The organism is Blastomonas natatoria (assembly GCF_003201955.1).
GTDB lineage: Bacteria > Pseudomonadota > Alphaproteobacteria > Sphingomonadales > Sphingomonadaceae > Blastomonas > Blastomonas natatoria.
Window position 1 is genome coordinate 110,366 of the sequence record NZ_QJJM01000008.1, and the last position, 13,619, is coordinate 123,984.

General features: G+C 65.2%; 14 protein-coding genes. 5 read left to right on the forward strand and 9 right to left on the reverse strand.

The features are described from left to right. Nucleotide 1 precedes the first annotated feature (1 nt). The gene (locus C7451_RS11565) at nt 2-781 is read right to left on the reverse strand and encodes a cyclase family protein (RefSeq protein WP_110299125.1); all 780 of its coding nucleotides are present in this window, start codon (nt 779-781) and stop codon (nt 2-4) included. 119 nt (nt 782-900) lie between these two features. Here C7451_RS11565 and C7451_RS11570 point away from each other — a divergent pair, with 119 nt between their 5' ends. After that, nucleotides 901-1,383: a MarR family winged helix-turn-helix transcriptional regulator gene (locus C7451_RS11570; RefSeq protein ID WP_110299244.1), complete on the forward strand. Its 483-nt coding sequence runs from the start codon at nt 901-903 to the stop codon at nt 1,381-1,383. 30 nt (nt 1,384-1,413) lie between these two features. Here C7451_RS11570 and C7451_RS11575 read toward each other — a convergent pair whose 3' ends face one another. Beyond that, the gene (locus tag C7451_RS11575; RefSeq protein ID WP_167398514.1) at nt 1,414-2,322 is read right to left on the reverse strand and encodes a LysR family transcriptional regulator; all 909 of its coding nucleotides are present in this window, start codon (nt 2,320-2,322) and stop codon (nt 1,414-1,416) included. 149 nt (nt 2,323-2,471) lie between these two features. Here C7451_RS11575 and C7451_RS11580 point away from each other — a divergent pair, with 149 nt between their 5' ends. From C7451_RS11580 to C7451_RS11595, 4 genes are read left to right on the forward strand one after another with little or no spacing between them, the layout of a single operon-like run. After that, on the forward strand, nt 2,472-3,395 hold the full coding sequence (locus tag C7451_RS11580) for a dihydrodipicolinate synthase family protein (RefSeq protein WP_110299127.1): 924 nt from the start codon (nt 2,472-2,474) through the stop codon (nt 3,393-3,395). Between the two features lie 4 nt (nt 3,396-3,399). Further along, nucleotides 3,400-4,590, forward strand: coding sequence for an NAD(P)/FAD-dependent oxidoreductase (locus tag C7451_RS11585; RefSeq protein WP_110299128.1), 1,191 nt, complete (start codon nt 3,400-3,402; stop codon nt 4,588-4,590). Beyond that, on the forward strand, nt 4,587-4,868 hold the full coding sequence (locus C7451_RS11590; protein ID WP_110299245.1) for a (2Fe-2S)-binding protein: 282 nt from the start codon (nt 4,587-4,589) through the stop codon (nt 4,866-4,868). The genes C7451_RS11585 and C7451_RS11590 overlap by 4 nt, the downstream gene beginning before the upstream one ends. Continuing rightward, complete coding sequence (locus tag C7451_RS11595; protein WP_167398515.1) at nt 4,865-6,241, forward strand: FAD/NAD(P)-dependent oxidoreductase; 1,377 nt, start codon at nt 4,865-4,867, stop codon at nt 6,239-6,241. The genes C7451_RS11590 and C7451_RS11595 overlap by 4 nt, the downstream gene beginning before the upstream one ends. A 9-nt stretch (nt 6,242-6,250) precedes the next feature. Here the strand turns inward: C7451_RS11595 and C7451_RS11600 are convergent, their stop codons facing one another. The 7 genes from C7451_RS11600 to C7451_RS11630 all read right to left on the reverse strand — a co-directional run bounded on the left by C7451_RS11600 (nt 6,251) and on the right by C7451_RS11630 (nt 13,615). Further along, on the reverse strand, nt 6,251-6,655 hold the full coding sequence (locus C7451_RS11600; RefSeq protein WP_110299130.1) for a RidA family protein: 405 nt from the start codon (nt 6,653-6,655) through the stop codon (nt 6,251-6,253). Nucleotides 6,656-6,667: 12 nt separating this feature from the next. Beyond that, nucleotides 6,668-7,147: a VOC family protein gene (locus C7451_RS11605; RefSeq protein WP_110299131.1), complete on the reverse strand. Its 480-nt coding sequence runs from the start codon at nt 7,145-7,147 to the stop codon at nt 6,668-6,670. Then, entirely contained in the window at nt 7,147-8,637 is a 1,491-nt protein-coding gene (locus C7451_RS11610; RefSeq protein ID WP_110299132.1) for a sodium:solute symporter family protein, read from the reverse strand. The genes C7451_RS11605 and C7451_RS11610 overlap by 1 nt, the downstream gene beginning before the upstream one ends. Next, a complete protein-coding gene (locus C7451_RS11615) occupies nt 8,634-8,861 on the reverse strand; it encodes a DUF3311 domain-containing protein (protein WP_110299133.1) in 228 nt (75 codons plus the stop codon). Before C7451_RS11615 ends, C7451_RS11610 begins: the two co-directional genes overlap by 4 nt. Beyond that, nucleotides 8,858-10,675 carry a DUF885 domain-containing protein gene (locus tag C7451_RS11620; RefSeq protein ID WP_110299134.1) on the reverse strand — a complete coding sequence of 606 codons (1,818 nt, stop codon included), beginning with the start codon at nt 10,673-10,675 and terminating at the stop codon, nt 8,858-8,860. Before C7451_RS11620 ends, C7451_RS11615 begins: the two co-directional genes overlap by 4 nt. Before the next feature lie 30 nt (nt 10,676-10,705). Next, the gene (locus C7451_RS11625) at nt 10,706-13,003 is read right to left on the reverse strand and encodes a TonB-dependent receptor (protein ID WP_167398516.1); all 2,298 of its coding nucleotides are present in this window, start codon (nt 13,001-13,003) and stop codon (nt 10,706-10,708) included. Between the two features lie 108 nt (nt 13,004-13,111). Beyond that, on the reverse strand, nt 13,112-13,615 hold the full coding sequence (locus C7451_RS11630) for a nuclear transport factor 2-like protein (protein WP_244181834.1): 504 nt from the start codon (nt 13,613-13,615) through the stop codon (nt 13,112-13,114). Nucleotides 13,616-13,619 lie beyond the last annotated feature (4 nt).

Sequence of the window (13,619 nt, forward strand, 5' to 3'; positions counted from 1 at the left end):
GTCAGTCCGCCACGAGCGCCAGCACGCGCAGCGGACTGCCCGAACCGCCCTCGATCTTGAGCGGCGCCGCAACGATCACGACACCGGTCGGTGGCAGCTGGTCGAGATTGGTCAGGCACTGCAGGCCATAGCGACCGGCTCCATGGAACAGGGTATGGGCCGGATAGGCAGGATCCAGCAGATGCGCCTGTCCGGCATCGGTGCCGATGGTCTCCACACCCAGGCCATGCGCCTGACGATCATCGACCAGAAACCGGACGGCTTCCGCCGATGGTCCCGGCGTGTGCGCTCCATCCTCGCGGCGGTTGGTATAGGCATCGGTATCGCGCTTCGACCAGTCGGTCCGCAGCATCACCCAACTGCGGGGCGGAATGCGGCCATGCTCGGCTTCGAAGGCCTCGATATCGGCGACGGTCAGCAGATAATCGGCATCGGCGGCACATTGCGCGGAAATGTCGATCACCACGGCGGGTGCGATGAAATCGGCTGGGGGCACGGCGTCGACCGTGTTGTCGGCGAGATCCTTGCCCGTCACCCAGTGCACCGGTGCATCGAAATGCGTTCCGGTATGCTCACCCACGGTGAAGTTGTTCCAGTACCAGGCTACGCCGCGATCGTCATAGCGGGAGATTTCCTGGCGGCTGAAGCCAGCAGTCTGACCGAATTCGGGTGGCAGCACCAGCAGCGGCGTGTCTTCCGACAGAGTCTGCGTGAGATCGATCGTCCGGATGGTGCCAGCGGCGATCGCCGAGGCAAACTGTTCGAGAAGCGTGCTGGACATGCCCTTCCTTTCAGGCTGGAGCGGGAGACGAATCGAAAGCTGCCTGAAAAAACGTGCATATGCAACTAATATTGCGCGATGCGTTGCCGAGCCGATCGGTTGGCCTTATGCGGCTGGACATGGACAGCACCGACAATCGCATCCTGGGCGATCCGGGGACGCCCGCCTTCCAGTTGGAGCGCTACCCTTTCTTTCAGCTCAACCGTCTGGTCAGCCGGTATAATGCGGTGATCGAGACGCATCTGCGCGCGATCGGGATCGATATTCCGAGCTGGCGGGTGCTGATGATCCTGGGCGAACGCAGCCCGCGCGGCGTGCGCGACATTGCCGACGCGGCCGTCATCCCGCTTTCCACCATGACCCGGATCATCCAGCGCATGGCGCAGGCGGGTCTCGTTTTCTCCCGCCCGAGCGCAGCCGACGGCAGGGTGACCGAGGTGCTGCTGGCTCAGGCGGGCGAGGACAAGCTGGTGCAGGCGCGAAAGGCGACCTCACCGGTCTATCATCAGGTGATCCGGGGCCTGTCCGAAGCGGATTTCAACACGCTGCTGGTGCTGCTCGGCCAGTTGCACGGCAATCTCGTGGACGAGCCTGAGGCGTAAGGCGCCGCCGCCGCATGGTCGGCAAGTGCCCTAGCGGCTGGTCGTTGCCGCCCAGCGGGCCATGCCTGATTCGAATGCGGTCAGCAGACGGCGCGGCGCGCTTTCCAGTTGTCGCCCGATGCGGGTGATCAGGCTGACGGTCACCGTTTCGATGGTCTCGTCGAACGGAATGGCGACCAGCCTGCCATCGGCAATTTCGGGCCGCGCGGAAAACTCCGGCAGAACCGTCGTGACGCTTCCGGAAGCGGCGAGATCGCGCATTGCCTGGATCGAATTGATGACGATCACCGGCTCCAGAAACAGCCGCTGCCGCGCCTCGGCCGTCCGCATCAGCTGGCGGATCAGGAACTCTTCGGGCCCCAGGCATATGGGATGCTCGACCAGATCGGCGAGCGAGACCCGGGTCTTGTCGGCGAGCGGATGCCCCGGAGCGACCATCACGCGCAGCGGTTCGTTCACCGATATGCGAACGCGGATATTCGGCTCGGCCGGCGTATACAGCACCAGGCCGAAATGCGCCTCGTCGGCCAGCACGCTGCGCACGATCGCGGTGGAAGAGGTCACCGTGCTGAGCACCTGCACCTGCGGATGCTCGAGGTGGAAGCGATCGATCAGCTGGTTGAAGAACGGACCCAGAAAACCCTCGCCGACACCAAGGCTGACGGTACCGGTTCGCGCCTCGCGCAGCTCCTCCATGCGCATCGCCAGCGACTCGCGATTGGCCATCAGCGAGCGATAATGCTCGATGGCCAGCTCACCTGCCTGGGTGAGCTGGATCGTGCGGCGACCCCGCTCGAACAGCGGCATGCCATATTCCTGCTCGAGCTGGGCGACCTGGCGACTGATCGACGAGGCGGCAATCCCCAGGCGATCGCCAGCGGCGCGCATCGAACCGGCCTGCACGGTCTCATAAAGGTAGCGCAGAGCTATATCGGACATGGACACCTCCATACGGGTCGCGCGTATAACAGGGCTTGTCGCTTAGTGTTGCCTATTACGCAATGACAATTGGCCTGCGTTGCTATTGATGAAGCACAAGACATCGGCGCAGGGTGAAATGCTCAATAGTGCAGGGGGAGTTGCCGGACGTGGCAGACAAGCGGTCAAGGGTGAACTGGCGCGGGTATCTGCCCGCCATCGTGACGCCGTTCAGCGATGACGGTGCGCTCGATCCGCAGCGCCTGGGAACCTATCTCGAATGGCTGCTGGCCGCAGGCATGCACGGTCTGGTGATCGGCGGCACCACGGGCGAGTGGACCAGCCTTTCGCCTGCCGAGCGGCGCGATCTGTTCTCGATGGTGGGCGCGCAGATGAAGGGGCGGCTGCCCATCATCGCCGGCTGCACCAGCTTCACGCCGCACGAGAGCATCGACCTTGCACGTCACGCGCGTGACTGCGGCTTCGATGGCATATTGCTGACCCCGCCGCCTTATGTGCGCCCGTCGGAAGAGGAACTGTTCCGCTTCTACAAGTCCGTGTCGGATGCCAATGTGCTGCCGGTCTGTGTCTATAACTGGCCGCCCGGTACGGGCATCGACATGCCGCCCGAACTGCTGGCGCGCATTGCCGTGCTGGACGGCGTAGTGGCGTTGAAGCAGTCCACCGGCAGGCTCGATCTTTTCGTGAAGACCTTCTTCATGTTGCGCGAAACTGTGCGTATCTTCGGCTTTGCGATGGACGAACATGGACTCACCCTGCTGAACGGCGCCGGCGGCGATGGCACGATGGGGGCGGGCGGCGTTCTGGGCCGTGACCAGCCCGATTTCTACAACCATCTCTGGGCCGGAAATCTCGATGCCGCGCGTGCTTGCGGCGCGAAGGACCGGATGATCCTGGACCAGTGGTACACGCCCGATCTGGTCGGACGGTTCGGGTCCGGTCCTGCGGTGCTGAAGGCCGCATTCGACGTGCTCGGGATGCCGCTGGGCGGCGTGCGCGCGCCGCTGATCGATGTCGATGCGCATGGACGCGCTCAGGTCGAAGCCACCCTGCGCCAGATAGGCAAGCTGTGAGCGGATGAACGCAGTCGATGTTCTCATCGTCGGCGGCGGATTGACCGGCTGTGCCACCGCCTGGCACCTCGCCGAACGCGGCGCAAGGGTGCTGCTGATCGAGGCGGGCGAACTCAATGGCGGCGCATCGGGCCAGAATGCAGGCTCGCTGCATTTTCAGATCGAACGGCGGTTTCTCGAAAACGGCCCTGCTCTTGCCGATCAGGCCAGCCGGGTGCTTGCGCTCAACCGGCTTGCGATCGAAGACTGGCGCATCCTCGACCAGCAGTTCGGCCCGGCGATGGAAATCGTGATGCATGGCGGCCTGATGGTCGCGCACAGCGATGCCGAGGTTGCGCTGCTCGAGCGCAAGGCTGCGCGCGAGGCCGAGTTCGGCGTGCCGACCGAATTGCTCGATGCTACCGGCGTTGCGAAGATCGCACCCTATCTTTCGCCGGACATCCGCGCTGCCGCATGGCTGGCAGATGAGGGCCATGCCAACCCGCGCACCATCACCCGATTGCTGGCTGCGCGTGCCATCGAATCCGGGGCGACAGTGCGCTCGCGCACCCGGCTGGCCGATGTCAGCCGCTCGGCCAGGGGCTTTCACCTGACGCTGGAGAGCGGCGAGGCGCGCGAACAAATCCGTGCAGACCGCGTGCTGCTCGCCACAGGAGCCGCGACCATGGCGACCGGTGTGCTGTTCAACCTGCACCTTCCGGTCTTCCCCGCAGGCCTGACGATGACCGCGACCGAGCGGACCGCACCGATGATCGGCCATCTGGTGCAGCATGTCGGGCGGCGGCTGTCGATGAAACAGACCGAAAGCGGCAATATCCTGATCGGAGGCGGATGGGCGTCGAAGCTCCAGCGCGGCGCGACCAGCTTCGACCTTTCCTGCCCGGCCACCATCGATCCGGATGCACTCCAGGCCAATTTGCGCGCGGCAGCCGATACGGTGCCCGGCGTTGCCGCGCTCAACATCATCCGCAGCTGGACCGGAATCGTCGCATTGACTGCGGATCAGCTGCCGCTCGTCGGCGCGGTGAGCCGTGCGCCTGGCCTCTATGTCGCGGCAGGCGGATCGGGCTTCACGCTGGGGCCGACCTTCGCGCGATTGCTTGCTGCCGAAATGGCGGGCGAGCGCGACGGCGACAGCGGCCTTGCCCTGTTCAGTCCCGATCGGTTCGATCATCTCAACGGGTTCATGGGATGAGCCGCCGCGTCGCATCGCAGCATCCCGGGCCGATCCTGATCCTCGTGGATGGCGCGGAGGTTATCGCCTTGCCCGGCGAGATGCTCGCCTCGGCGCTGCTCGCGGCGGACAAGCCGGTATTCCGCAACGACCTGGAAGGAAAGGCGCGCGGCATGTTCTGCAACATGGGGACCTGCGGCGAATGCTTCGTCACGGTAGAGGTGCCGGGGCGACCGGCAAGGCGGCTGCGGGCCTGCCTCATTCCGGTCGAGCCTGGCATGAAGGTGCAGCGCGGATGAGCGGAATGTTCGATCTTGCGATCGTCGGTGGCGGTCCCGCCGGACAGGCAGCGGCCGAGATCGCGTGCGCGGCGGGCCTCAGCGTTGTCATGCTCGACGAACAGCCTCGCATGGGCGGGCAGATCCTGCGTCAGCCGCCGCGCAGCCTGAAGGTGCGCGACTGGCTGCCCGGCGTCACCTATCGCGATCTGAAGGCGCAGCTCCACCGCGCCGAAGCGCTGGACGGGCTCGACTGGCGCGGCGGAGTGTCGGTGCTGGGGCTGTTCCCTCGGCCGGACGGGTTGCGCCTGCTCGCATCGGGCAGGGATGGGCGGCAGATTCTGGAGGCACGCCATGTGCTGGTTGCGGCCGGATGCTATGACATGCCGGTCGCCTTTCCCGGTTGGACCCTGCCGGGCGTAATGAGCGCAGGCGGCGTTCAGGCCTTCATCAAGAGCCAGCAGATCGTGCCCGGATCGCGGTTCGTGCTTTCGGGCACGCACCCGCTGCAACTGCTGGTCGCTGACCAGCTGCGCAAGGCCGGTGCGGAGGTTGCGGCCGTGCATTTCGCGCAATCCATGGCTGCCATGGCAGGGCAGGTGCTGCGCGATCCGCTGCTGCCGCTCGGCCATCCGCGTCCGTTCCGCGATGCCGCTGCCGCCTTCGCAAATCTCAGGCGCGCAGGCGTTCCCGTGCGCTTCGGGCAGCGGCTGGTCCGTGCGAGAGGCAGCGAGCGGCTCGAGGCGGCGGAATTCGCCGATGGCACCACGATCGCCTGCGATGTGCTCGCCACCTGTTACGGCTTTCTGCCCCAGGCCGATCTGCTGCGTCAGGCAGGCTGCGCGATGCAGCGCTGCGCGCGCACTGGCGGTTTTGCGGCCAAGGTCGATCGCTGGCAGTGCACGAGCATTGCGGGCCTTGGCGCTGCGGGCGAGACGACCGGCGTGGCAGGGGCGGAGGTCGCGCTGCGCGAGGGGCGGCTGGCGGCCATCGGGGTGCTGCTGTCAGATGGGCTGCTGAGCGAGAGCGAGGCTGAAGGCCGCGCGGCGCCGATCCGGCGCGAGCTTGGCAGTTTGCAGCGCTTTGCCGATCTGCTGGCCCGCATTGCAGATCCGCGCGAGGCGATCGCCGGGCTTGCCGACGATGCCACGATCCTTTGCCGCTGCGAGGATGTGACCCGCGGCGCGCTGATCCGCGCGATCAGTGCGACCGCTGGCCCTGAGGATGCGAGCGCGCTCAAGCTCGTTTCGCGCGCAGGCATGGGCGTGTGCCAGGGCCGCTCGTGCGAGCATGCCGTGCGCGCACTGCTCGCCGAACATGGCGCGGCACCGGGAAGCGGCTTTACCGCCCGCTTCCCGGCGCGCCCAGTGGCGATTGCCGATCTGATCGACTGAGCCAGGCGCTCAGTCGATAGCGGCGGTGGCTTCGATCTCGATCAGGAAATCGGGCATGGCGAGCGCCGCGACGCCGATCAGCGTGTTGGGCGCAGGCACGCCGCCATCGTAGAATGCACCGATCTCCGGGAGCACCACGCCCAGCTTGTCGGGGCTGTGATCGACAATATAGGTACGCAGCCGCACGACATCGGCCGGGCTAGCCCCTGCGGCCTCCAGCACGGCCTTGAGATTGGCGAGTGCCTGGCGCGTCTGTGCGGCGAGATCGCCGGGACCCACAACGTTGCAGTCCTTGTCCCAGGCGACCTGGCCGGCGAGGTGGATGGTCCTGCCGCCCTCCTGCACCGTGGCGTGCGAAAAGCCGAAGCCGGTGCTTTCATAGAGCGAAGGCGGGTTGAGGCGGGTGTTGGGCATGGGCAGGCTCCTTCAATCGACGATTTCGAGGCTGTGGCCGAAGGGATCGCGGACATAGAGGTTCTTCTTCCCCGCCAGCGGCCCTTCGGAAATCTCGATGATGGCTTGCACGGTACAGCCCTTCTCCGCCAGATAGGCGGCGGCCTTCTCGACATCGTCGACGCGCAGCGCGAGGTGATGGCCGCCGGCGTCGCAGTTGCGCGGCGGCACTTTGTTGCGATCCGCCGGCGCGTCATATTGCACGAGTTGCAGGTTCAGGTTGCCGACCAGTTCGAGCATCGCCAGCGTCAGCGTGGCCCCGGCGACCCCGACATGCGCCTCCATCCAGTCGCGGCCGTCGGGCATGGCCGGGATCTCGCTCGCCGCGAGCGGACCCATGCGGAACAGCTCGCGCGCGCCGAACGTGTCGATGTAGAAGGCGATCGCCGCGTCGAGATCGGGCACGGTGAAAGACACATGGTCGGCAGCGAGAAAGGCGGGCGCGTCGGTCATCAGGCGGCTTCTCCTTGCGAGGCGAGGGGCGGGGTGAGGGGCAGGGTGTCGGGCGCACCGGCGCGGCGCGGGGCGACGAGGCTGATCGCGACAGTGACGATCAAAGCAGCGCCCATCGCGACCAGGCCCGGCTCCCATTCGACGAAGGTGGCGGCGATCCAGGCCTCGCCCGGAGGAGTGACGAGCAGCGCATAGCCCGCGACCAGCCCGCCCGCGACCGCGACTGCGCTGGTGCGCGGCCAGAGGAAGGCGAGGAACACGCCCGGCGCGAGCAGGCCGATCGCACCATAGGCCGACAGCCCGATCTCGACCAGCGATCGGTTGCCGCCCAGCGTCAGATAGACCGCGATGGCCGCCGCCCCCACCATCGACAGCCGCGAGGCGAGCAGGCCTGCACGATCGCTCATGGCCGGATAGAGCGGCGCGACCACATTGCGCGCAAAGATCGATCCGGCGGTGAGCAACAGCACCGATCCGGGGACCAGCGCCAGCAGGCACGCCGTGCCCGCGAGCAGCCCGACGAGCCAGGGGGGATAGCGATCGGACACGAACTGCAGCAGCACCGCGTTGATATCGCCATCGGGGGGGATCGTGCCCGCGAGCAGCGCGGCAAGGCCCAGCAGGATGATGAAGAAATAGGACAGCGAATAGATCGGCTGGAAGATCGCGTTGCGGCGGATTGCATCCTCGGTCGCCGCCGAATAGCTCAGCTGGAACATGTGCGGGAAGATCCAGTTGGCGAGCGCGACATTGAGCGCGGAGGTCATCAGCCAGGTGGTCGAAAGCCCGCTATCGGCCTTCAGCCCCGGCAGCTTGCCGATGCCGGGAAACGCGTCCTGCGCGCGGGCATAGACGTCCGCCATCGAGCTGGCACCGACAATGCCCGCCACGGTGGCGCTGAGCGCGATGACCAGCACCAGCATCAGCACGTCCTTAACGCCCGCGGCAAAGGCGGCCGAGCGCAGGCCGGCGAGGAACACGAAGGCCAGCATCGCTGCAGCCGCAAGCACCGCCGCCATGGCGGGGGAGACATCGGTGCCGAGCGTCATGCGCAGGATCAGGCCGAGTGCGGTGATCTGGATCTGCACATAGACGACCAGTGCGGCAATGCCGACGATCGCGACGACCACGCCCAGCCAGCGCGCGCGATAGTGATCGGCAAAGAAATCGGCCTGGGTGACCAGTGCGCGGGCACGTCCCGCTGCCCAGATCTTCGGCATCAGCCAGTATCCGATCGCTGCAGACAGCGAGACCGAGCAGAAGGCAAGATAGGCCGGCGCGCCATAGGCCCAGGCAAAGCCCGATATGCCGAGCACGGCGAAGGTCGTGTAGATCTCGCCCGCATTGAGGAACCAGAAGATCAGCGTCCCCATGCGGCGTCCGCCCAGCGCCCAGTCCTCGACCGACCTCGCCTTGCTCTGCGCGCGGCCATAGAGCACCGCTCCGATGATCGTGCCAAGGACGACGAGCAGCGTGACGCCGAGGATCATCGGCGCTGCTCGCGCTTCAGATCGATCGCGCGGACCAGCGCGATGACGGCGCTCGCAAACAGCACGCCCGCCATCTGCCAGACTATCGGGAAGGGCAGGCCGAAGGGCCGCCAGGCGATGTCATTGACCAGCGGCACTGCACCCACCTGCCACAGAAAGGGGAGCAGCAGCAGTGCGAGATGCCAGCGGCGCGCCAGCGCCGGATGATGGGGTGGGGCGCTCATGTCATCCATTGGCTTGCCGCCTCTTCGAGCACCGCCATCGGCACCGGGCCCGAGCGCAGCACCAGATCGTGATAGCCGTGGATGTCGAACTTCGCGCCCAGCCGTGCACGCGCCGCCTCTCGTGCGGCGACGATGCGGTTGGCGCCAACCTTGAAGCTGCACGCCTGGCCGGGATAGACCGCATAGCGCACGACCTCGCGATCGGTGCTTTCGGGGCTTTCGCCCGCATTGTCGACCATCCACTGCACCGCTTCCTCGCGGCTCCAGCGCTTGTGGTGCAGGCCGGTATCGACGACGATGCGCGCGGCGCGGAACAGCTCGGACTGGAGGTAGCCGATGCGCCCGAACGGATCGCCTTCGAACACGCCCAGCTCGTCCGCCACCTGCTGCGCATAGAGCGCCCAGCCTTCGGTATAGGCGGAAAAGCGCACGATCTTGCGGAACAGCGGCAATGCGCTGCCATGGCGCAGCACCGATGCCTGGTAATGGTGCCCGGGAATGCCCTCGTGATGCGTGAGCGTCGGCAGGCGCCACAAGGGGTGTTCGCCGGGATTCTTGAGATTGAGCGAATAGGTGCCCGGCTGGCCCGCCGTGCCCTCGGAATAAAAGGCCCCGGGCGCGCCATTCTCGATCGCAACCGGAATGCGCCGGACGACCAGAGGGTCGATCTCTACCGCGCTGAACGCTCCCGAAAGTCGTTCACGGACGCTATCGAGACTGGCTTCTGCTGCCTTGAGCAACTGAGCCCGACCGGCATCGTCGTCGCTGACGGTGAAGCGCGGATCCGCATTGAGCGCCTTGATCCGATCACCCACCGATCCCTTGGTCAGCCCCTGCGCCTTCAGTCCGGCATCGATCTCGGCGATCAGCGCGGCGCACTGGTCGAGGCCCTGGCGGTGCAGTTCCTCCGGCGTGACCGTCGAGGTCGTGTTGGCGCGTAGTGCGCTGGCATAATAGGCATCGCCATCGGGCAAGCGCCAGCATCCCGCAGTCTCGACCGATTGCGCGCGCAGGGCCTTGAGGGCATTGGCCTGCCGGTCGAGCGCGGGGGCGATCTGTTGCCTGAAAATGGCCTCGCCCCTGGTAGCGATGTCGCCCAGCCCGGCGGCGGCTGCGCGGGCAATCGCCCTGGCCATCAGCGATGACGTGCGCGGCGGTGCATCGCGCAAGGCCTCGATCTGCCGCACCGTGCGGTCGATGACGAATCCGGGCGGGATGACACCAGCGGCAACATCGATCCGGATCCGGTCGGTCTCCTGATCGAGCGCGATCGCGAGCGCGGCCAGCCGGTCATACCAGGCCGAAATATCGGAATCGTTCTCGATCGGATGCGTGCTGCCGATGAAGTCCGGGAGCCAGTAATAGGCACCGTTCATCTGGCTGACGATATAGGGGCTGGGCCTCAGATTGGCATCGACATAGCCATAGCGGCCGAGCGTATCGGCGAGGGTCTGATAGACAAAGCTTGCGACCGCATGATCGATCTGGGCGGGCCTGGAAAGCGCAAGAACATCGATCTCGTCCAGTTCGGCCAATGCGATTGCAATCGCTGCCTTGTCCGCCTCGCGCGCCGCCTGCGATCGGTCGTCCAGTCGCCCCCGCAGGGAGGAATTGGCGCCGGTATCATAGCCCATGCCCGTCGCCTCTTCGGGCGAGCGGTGCAGAAAGGCGTGTGCGTGACGGCGCAGCAGCCGGGCGAAGCCTTCGTCCGGGTTGCCCGGCTGCTTGGCGGCAAGGGCGAGAGAGGTTGGCAGGGCGGTCGCGACCGCGCCTGCCATGCCGGAAAGCAACAGGCTGCGCCGGTCCAACGTCATGCCAACACCCCTTGACCCCTTGTATTCGTTTCAGAACTTGTAGCTCAGGATGATGCCATAGCTCTGGAACGAAGGCTCAACCTGCACGCCCGAGTAAAAGGCCTTTTCATAGGCGTTGGCAAAATATTTTGCGTCGAACAGGTTCTCGACGAACACCGTGGCACGCCACTTCTCGCCCTCGATGCCAGCGCGCAGGTTCACATTGTGATAGCTGGGCGAGATGAAGGGGAAGCCGTTGTAGCGATAGGCAAGCGGGGTCGACAGCATCGAGCTGCGATAGTTCCACTCGGCGCGCACAAACGCATCCAGCCCCTCACGCAATGGCTGGGTATACTGGGTCTGGGCGCCGAAAGTCCATTTCGGCGCGTTGACAAGCGGCCGACCCGAGATGTCGATGACGATGCCGTCGATCAGCGCGTTGGGATAGCTCTTGAACTTGGTGTTGTTATAGCCGATCTGGCCGCCGAGCTTCCAGTTGTCGGTGATCTTGGCGTCGAAGCTTCCCTCGATGCCATAGCTTTCCGCACTCGCTGCATTCGCGATGCCGCTCACGCCACGCAGCAGCCCCGTGCCCGGATCGATGAACTGGAAGCGGATGGTCTGCTGGACGTTCTTCCAGTCCATGTAGAAGCCGGCAATGTCGACCCGCACGCGATTGTCGAACAGGTCGAACTTGGTCCCGACCTCGTAGTTCCACAGCGTTTCGGGGTCGAAATCGTTCGAAAGGTTGACGTTGTTCGATGTCTGCGTGCCGCCCGACTTGAAGCCGCGCGAGGCGGTCGCATAGACCATCAGAGAATTGTTGGGCTTGTAGCTCAAGGTTGCCTTGGGCGAGAAATCCTCGAAATCGGCCACGCGGTCGTTGATGCCGGTCAGCGTCAGGTTGGAGCGGTTCTCGGCGATATTGCGGGTCTTTTCCCATGAATAGCGGCCACCCAGGACAAGGGTGAGTTCGGGAGTGAAGTGCAGCGTCGCGTCGCCGAAAATGGCGAAATAGCGCGTGGTGCTGTCGGAATCGAAGCCGGTTACCTCCAGGCCCTCGCAATTGCCTGCACGGGCCGCCGGGCAGAGCGGGCTGTTGCGACCGTGGAAGGTCGACTGGTCGGTGGTGCCGGTATCCCGGCCCAGAAACGCGCCGACGCTCCAGTCGAGGAAATTCTTGCCATTCGACTGCAGACGCAATTCACCGCTGGTCGATTTGCGCTTCAGAAAGAAGTCCTCGTAGAAAAAGTCGGGGCTGCCGCCATCGACATCACCGAAGTTGAAGACGTCCGAGGTCAGATGGCCGACCACGCCGGTCAAGGTCGCCACGTCGAAATCCCACACCGCGCGCGAGCTGAAATACTGATAGGTGCTGCCGACGCTTTGCGGGCGGTTGAAGTTCACCTCGTCGTCATTCTGAGGGAAGAAGCCGACGCCGTCGGGTGCGCCGGTGATCGTGGTGGTGCGGCCCGTGGCGTTGTAGTTGACGCCATAATAGACGCTCGCCCAGGTGCCGGTGACCGCTCCGGTCGGTACGCCGTTGCGCATGCCGACTTCCTCGTTCGAATAGCTATAGGCGAAATCCCAGGTCAGCCGGTCGGTCGGCGTCAGCCGTGCCTGCACGCGCGCGGTGTAGAACTTGCTGTCGTTGCCGCCGCCGATGGGATTGATGTTGCGGATATAGCCGTCGCTCTTCTCATATTGCGCCGAAGCGCGCACCGCGAGCAGATCGGGGATGACCGGGATGTTGAGCACGCCCTGCGCGCGGAAGGTATCGTAATTGGAATAGGCGGCTTCGAGCTCGCCCTCCCAGTTCTGCACCGGCTTCTTGGTGATGACGTTGATCGCGCCGCCCACCGCATTGCGGCCGAAATAGGTGCCTTGCGGCCCGCGCAGCACCTCGATCCGCTCGAGATCGACGATCTGCGGGTTGCTGGTGCCCGCCGCGACGTTGAACTCGTCGATATAGAAGGCGTAGCTCGACTGGCGGACATCGGCATAGGGGTTGAGCTGGTTGGAGATGCCGCGGATCGAAAGGTCCTTGCGGTCGCGCGATCCGTTGGTCTGGAAGCTGACATTGGGGGTCAGCGCGAAATAGTCTTCGACGCTCTGGACGTTCTGGTCCTTCAGCGTCTCGGCGGTGACGGCAGTAATCGCGATCGGCACATCCTGGATCGACTGCGACCGGCGCTGCGCGGTAACGATGATCTCGTTCTCGGATGCGGCTTCGATCGTGTCGGCCTGGTCGGCGTCCTGCGCCAGCGCCGGTGCCGACATGCTGCAAAGGGCAAGCGCGATCAGGCCGGTTCCCATGCGCAGACGGGCGGTAGTGGTGGCAATCGTCATGGCAATATCCCCTTTTCTGCCGCCAGCAGGTGCCGACGACATGGTTTTTCATTCCCCTGGAATTTGGCGGGCGCCTTTATGGTCGCTCCGCCGAAAGCGTGTGCGCGATCAGCTGGTCCAGCATTGCGGATCGAGCGGACCCTTTGCGGCATCAAGTTCGGAACGGACCAGCACGATCGACGCGATCTTGCCGTCGCGGATCACGCCATGGCCTGCCGCCAGAGAGCAGGCGGTCTTGCCGCTGCGACGCGACCGGATGACGTGATAGGTGTAGACCCGGTCGCCGACGCGGAACATGTCCTTGAACGGCACCACGATCTCGACATCGCCGCCGCCGGCCTGAATCTTCTGGAAATGCTTCGCCCAGCCTTCGACGCCGTTGATCACGGTCTTGCCCTCAAGCACCAGCGTCGCATCCTCGGTGAAGTGCTTGCGAAAATTCTCGGGGCTGAAGGCGCCGGGCGTCTTGAACGCCTCGTTCCACCAGACGAACATCTGCGATACGGGATCGTCCGATGCGACGGGCGCGGCAATCGCTGCGGGAGCCAGTACGGGCAGAGCGGGCACAAGCGCCAGCGCGGCCCCGGCGATCAGTCTGGTCATCATGGTCATCTTG

Bases quoted from the DNA above. Each gene is read 5' to 3' on its own strand.
- C7451_RS11625 (WP_167398516.1), bottom strand. From the start codon at position 13,003: ATGACGATTGCCACCACTACCGCCCGTCTGCGCATGGGAACCGGCCTG.
- C7451_RS11575 (WP_167398514.1), bottom strand. From the start codon at position 2,322: ATGTCCGATATAGCTCTGCGCTACCTTTATGAGACCGTGCAGGCCGGT.
- C7451_RS11615 (WP_110299133.1), bottom strand. From the start codon at position 8,861: ATGAGCGCCCCACCCCATCATCCGGCGCTGGCGCGCCGCTGGCATCTC.
- C7451_RS11585 (WP_110299128.1), top strand. From the start codon at position 3,400: ATGAACGCAGTCGATGTTCTCATCGTCGGCGGCGGATTGACCGGCTGT.
- C7451_RS11570 (WP_110299244.1), top strand. From the start codon at position 901: ATGGACAGCACCGACAATCGCATCCTGGGCGATCCGGGGACGCCCGCC.
- C7451_RS11565 (WP_110299125.1), bottom strand. From the start codon at position 781: ATGTCCAGCACGCTTCTCGAACAGTTTGCCTCGGCGATCGCCGCTGGC.
- C7451_RS11600 (WP_110299130.1), bottom strand. From the start codon at position 6,655: ATGCCCAACACCCGCCTCAACCCGCCTTCGCTCTATGAAAGCACCGGC.
- C7451_RS11605 (WP_110299131.1), bottom strand. From the start codon at position 7,147: ATGACCGACGCGCCCGCCTTTCTCGCTGCCGACCATGTGTCTTTCACC.
- C7451_RS11610 (WP_110299132.1), bottom strand. From the start codon at position 8,637: ATGATCCTCGGCGTCACGCTGCTCGTCGTCCTTGGCACGATCATCGGA.
- C7451_RS11590 (WP_110299245.1), top strand. From the start codon at position 4,587: ATGAGCCGCCGCGTCGCATCGCAGCATCCCGGGCCGATCCTGATCCTC.
- C7451_RS11630 (WP_244181834.1), bottom strand. From the start codon at position 13,615: ATGACCATGATGACCAGACTGATCGCCGGGGCCGCGCTGGCGCTTGTG.
- C7451_RS11620 (WP_110299134.1), bottom strand. From the start codon at position 10,675: ATGACGTTGGACCGGCGCAGCCTGTTGCTTTCCGGCATGGCAGGCGCG.
- C7451_RS11595 (WP_167398515.1), top strand. From the start codon at position 4,865: ATGAGCGGAATGTTCGATCTTGCGATCGTCGGTGGCGGTCCCGCCGGA.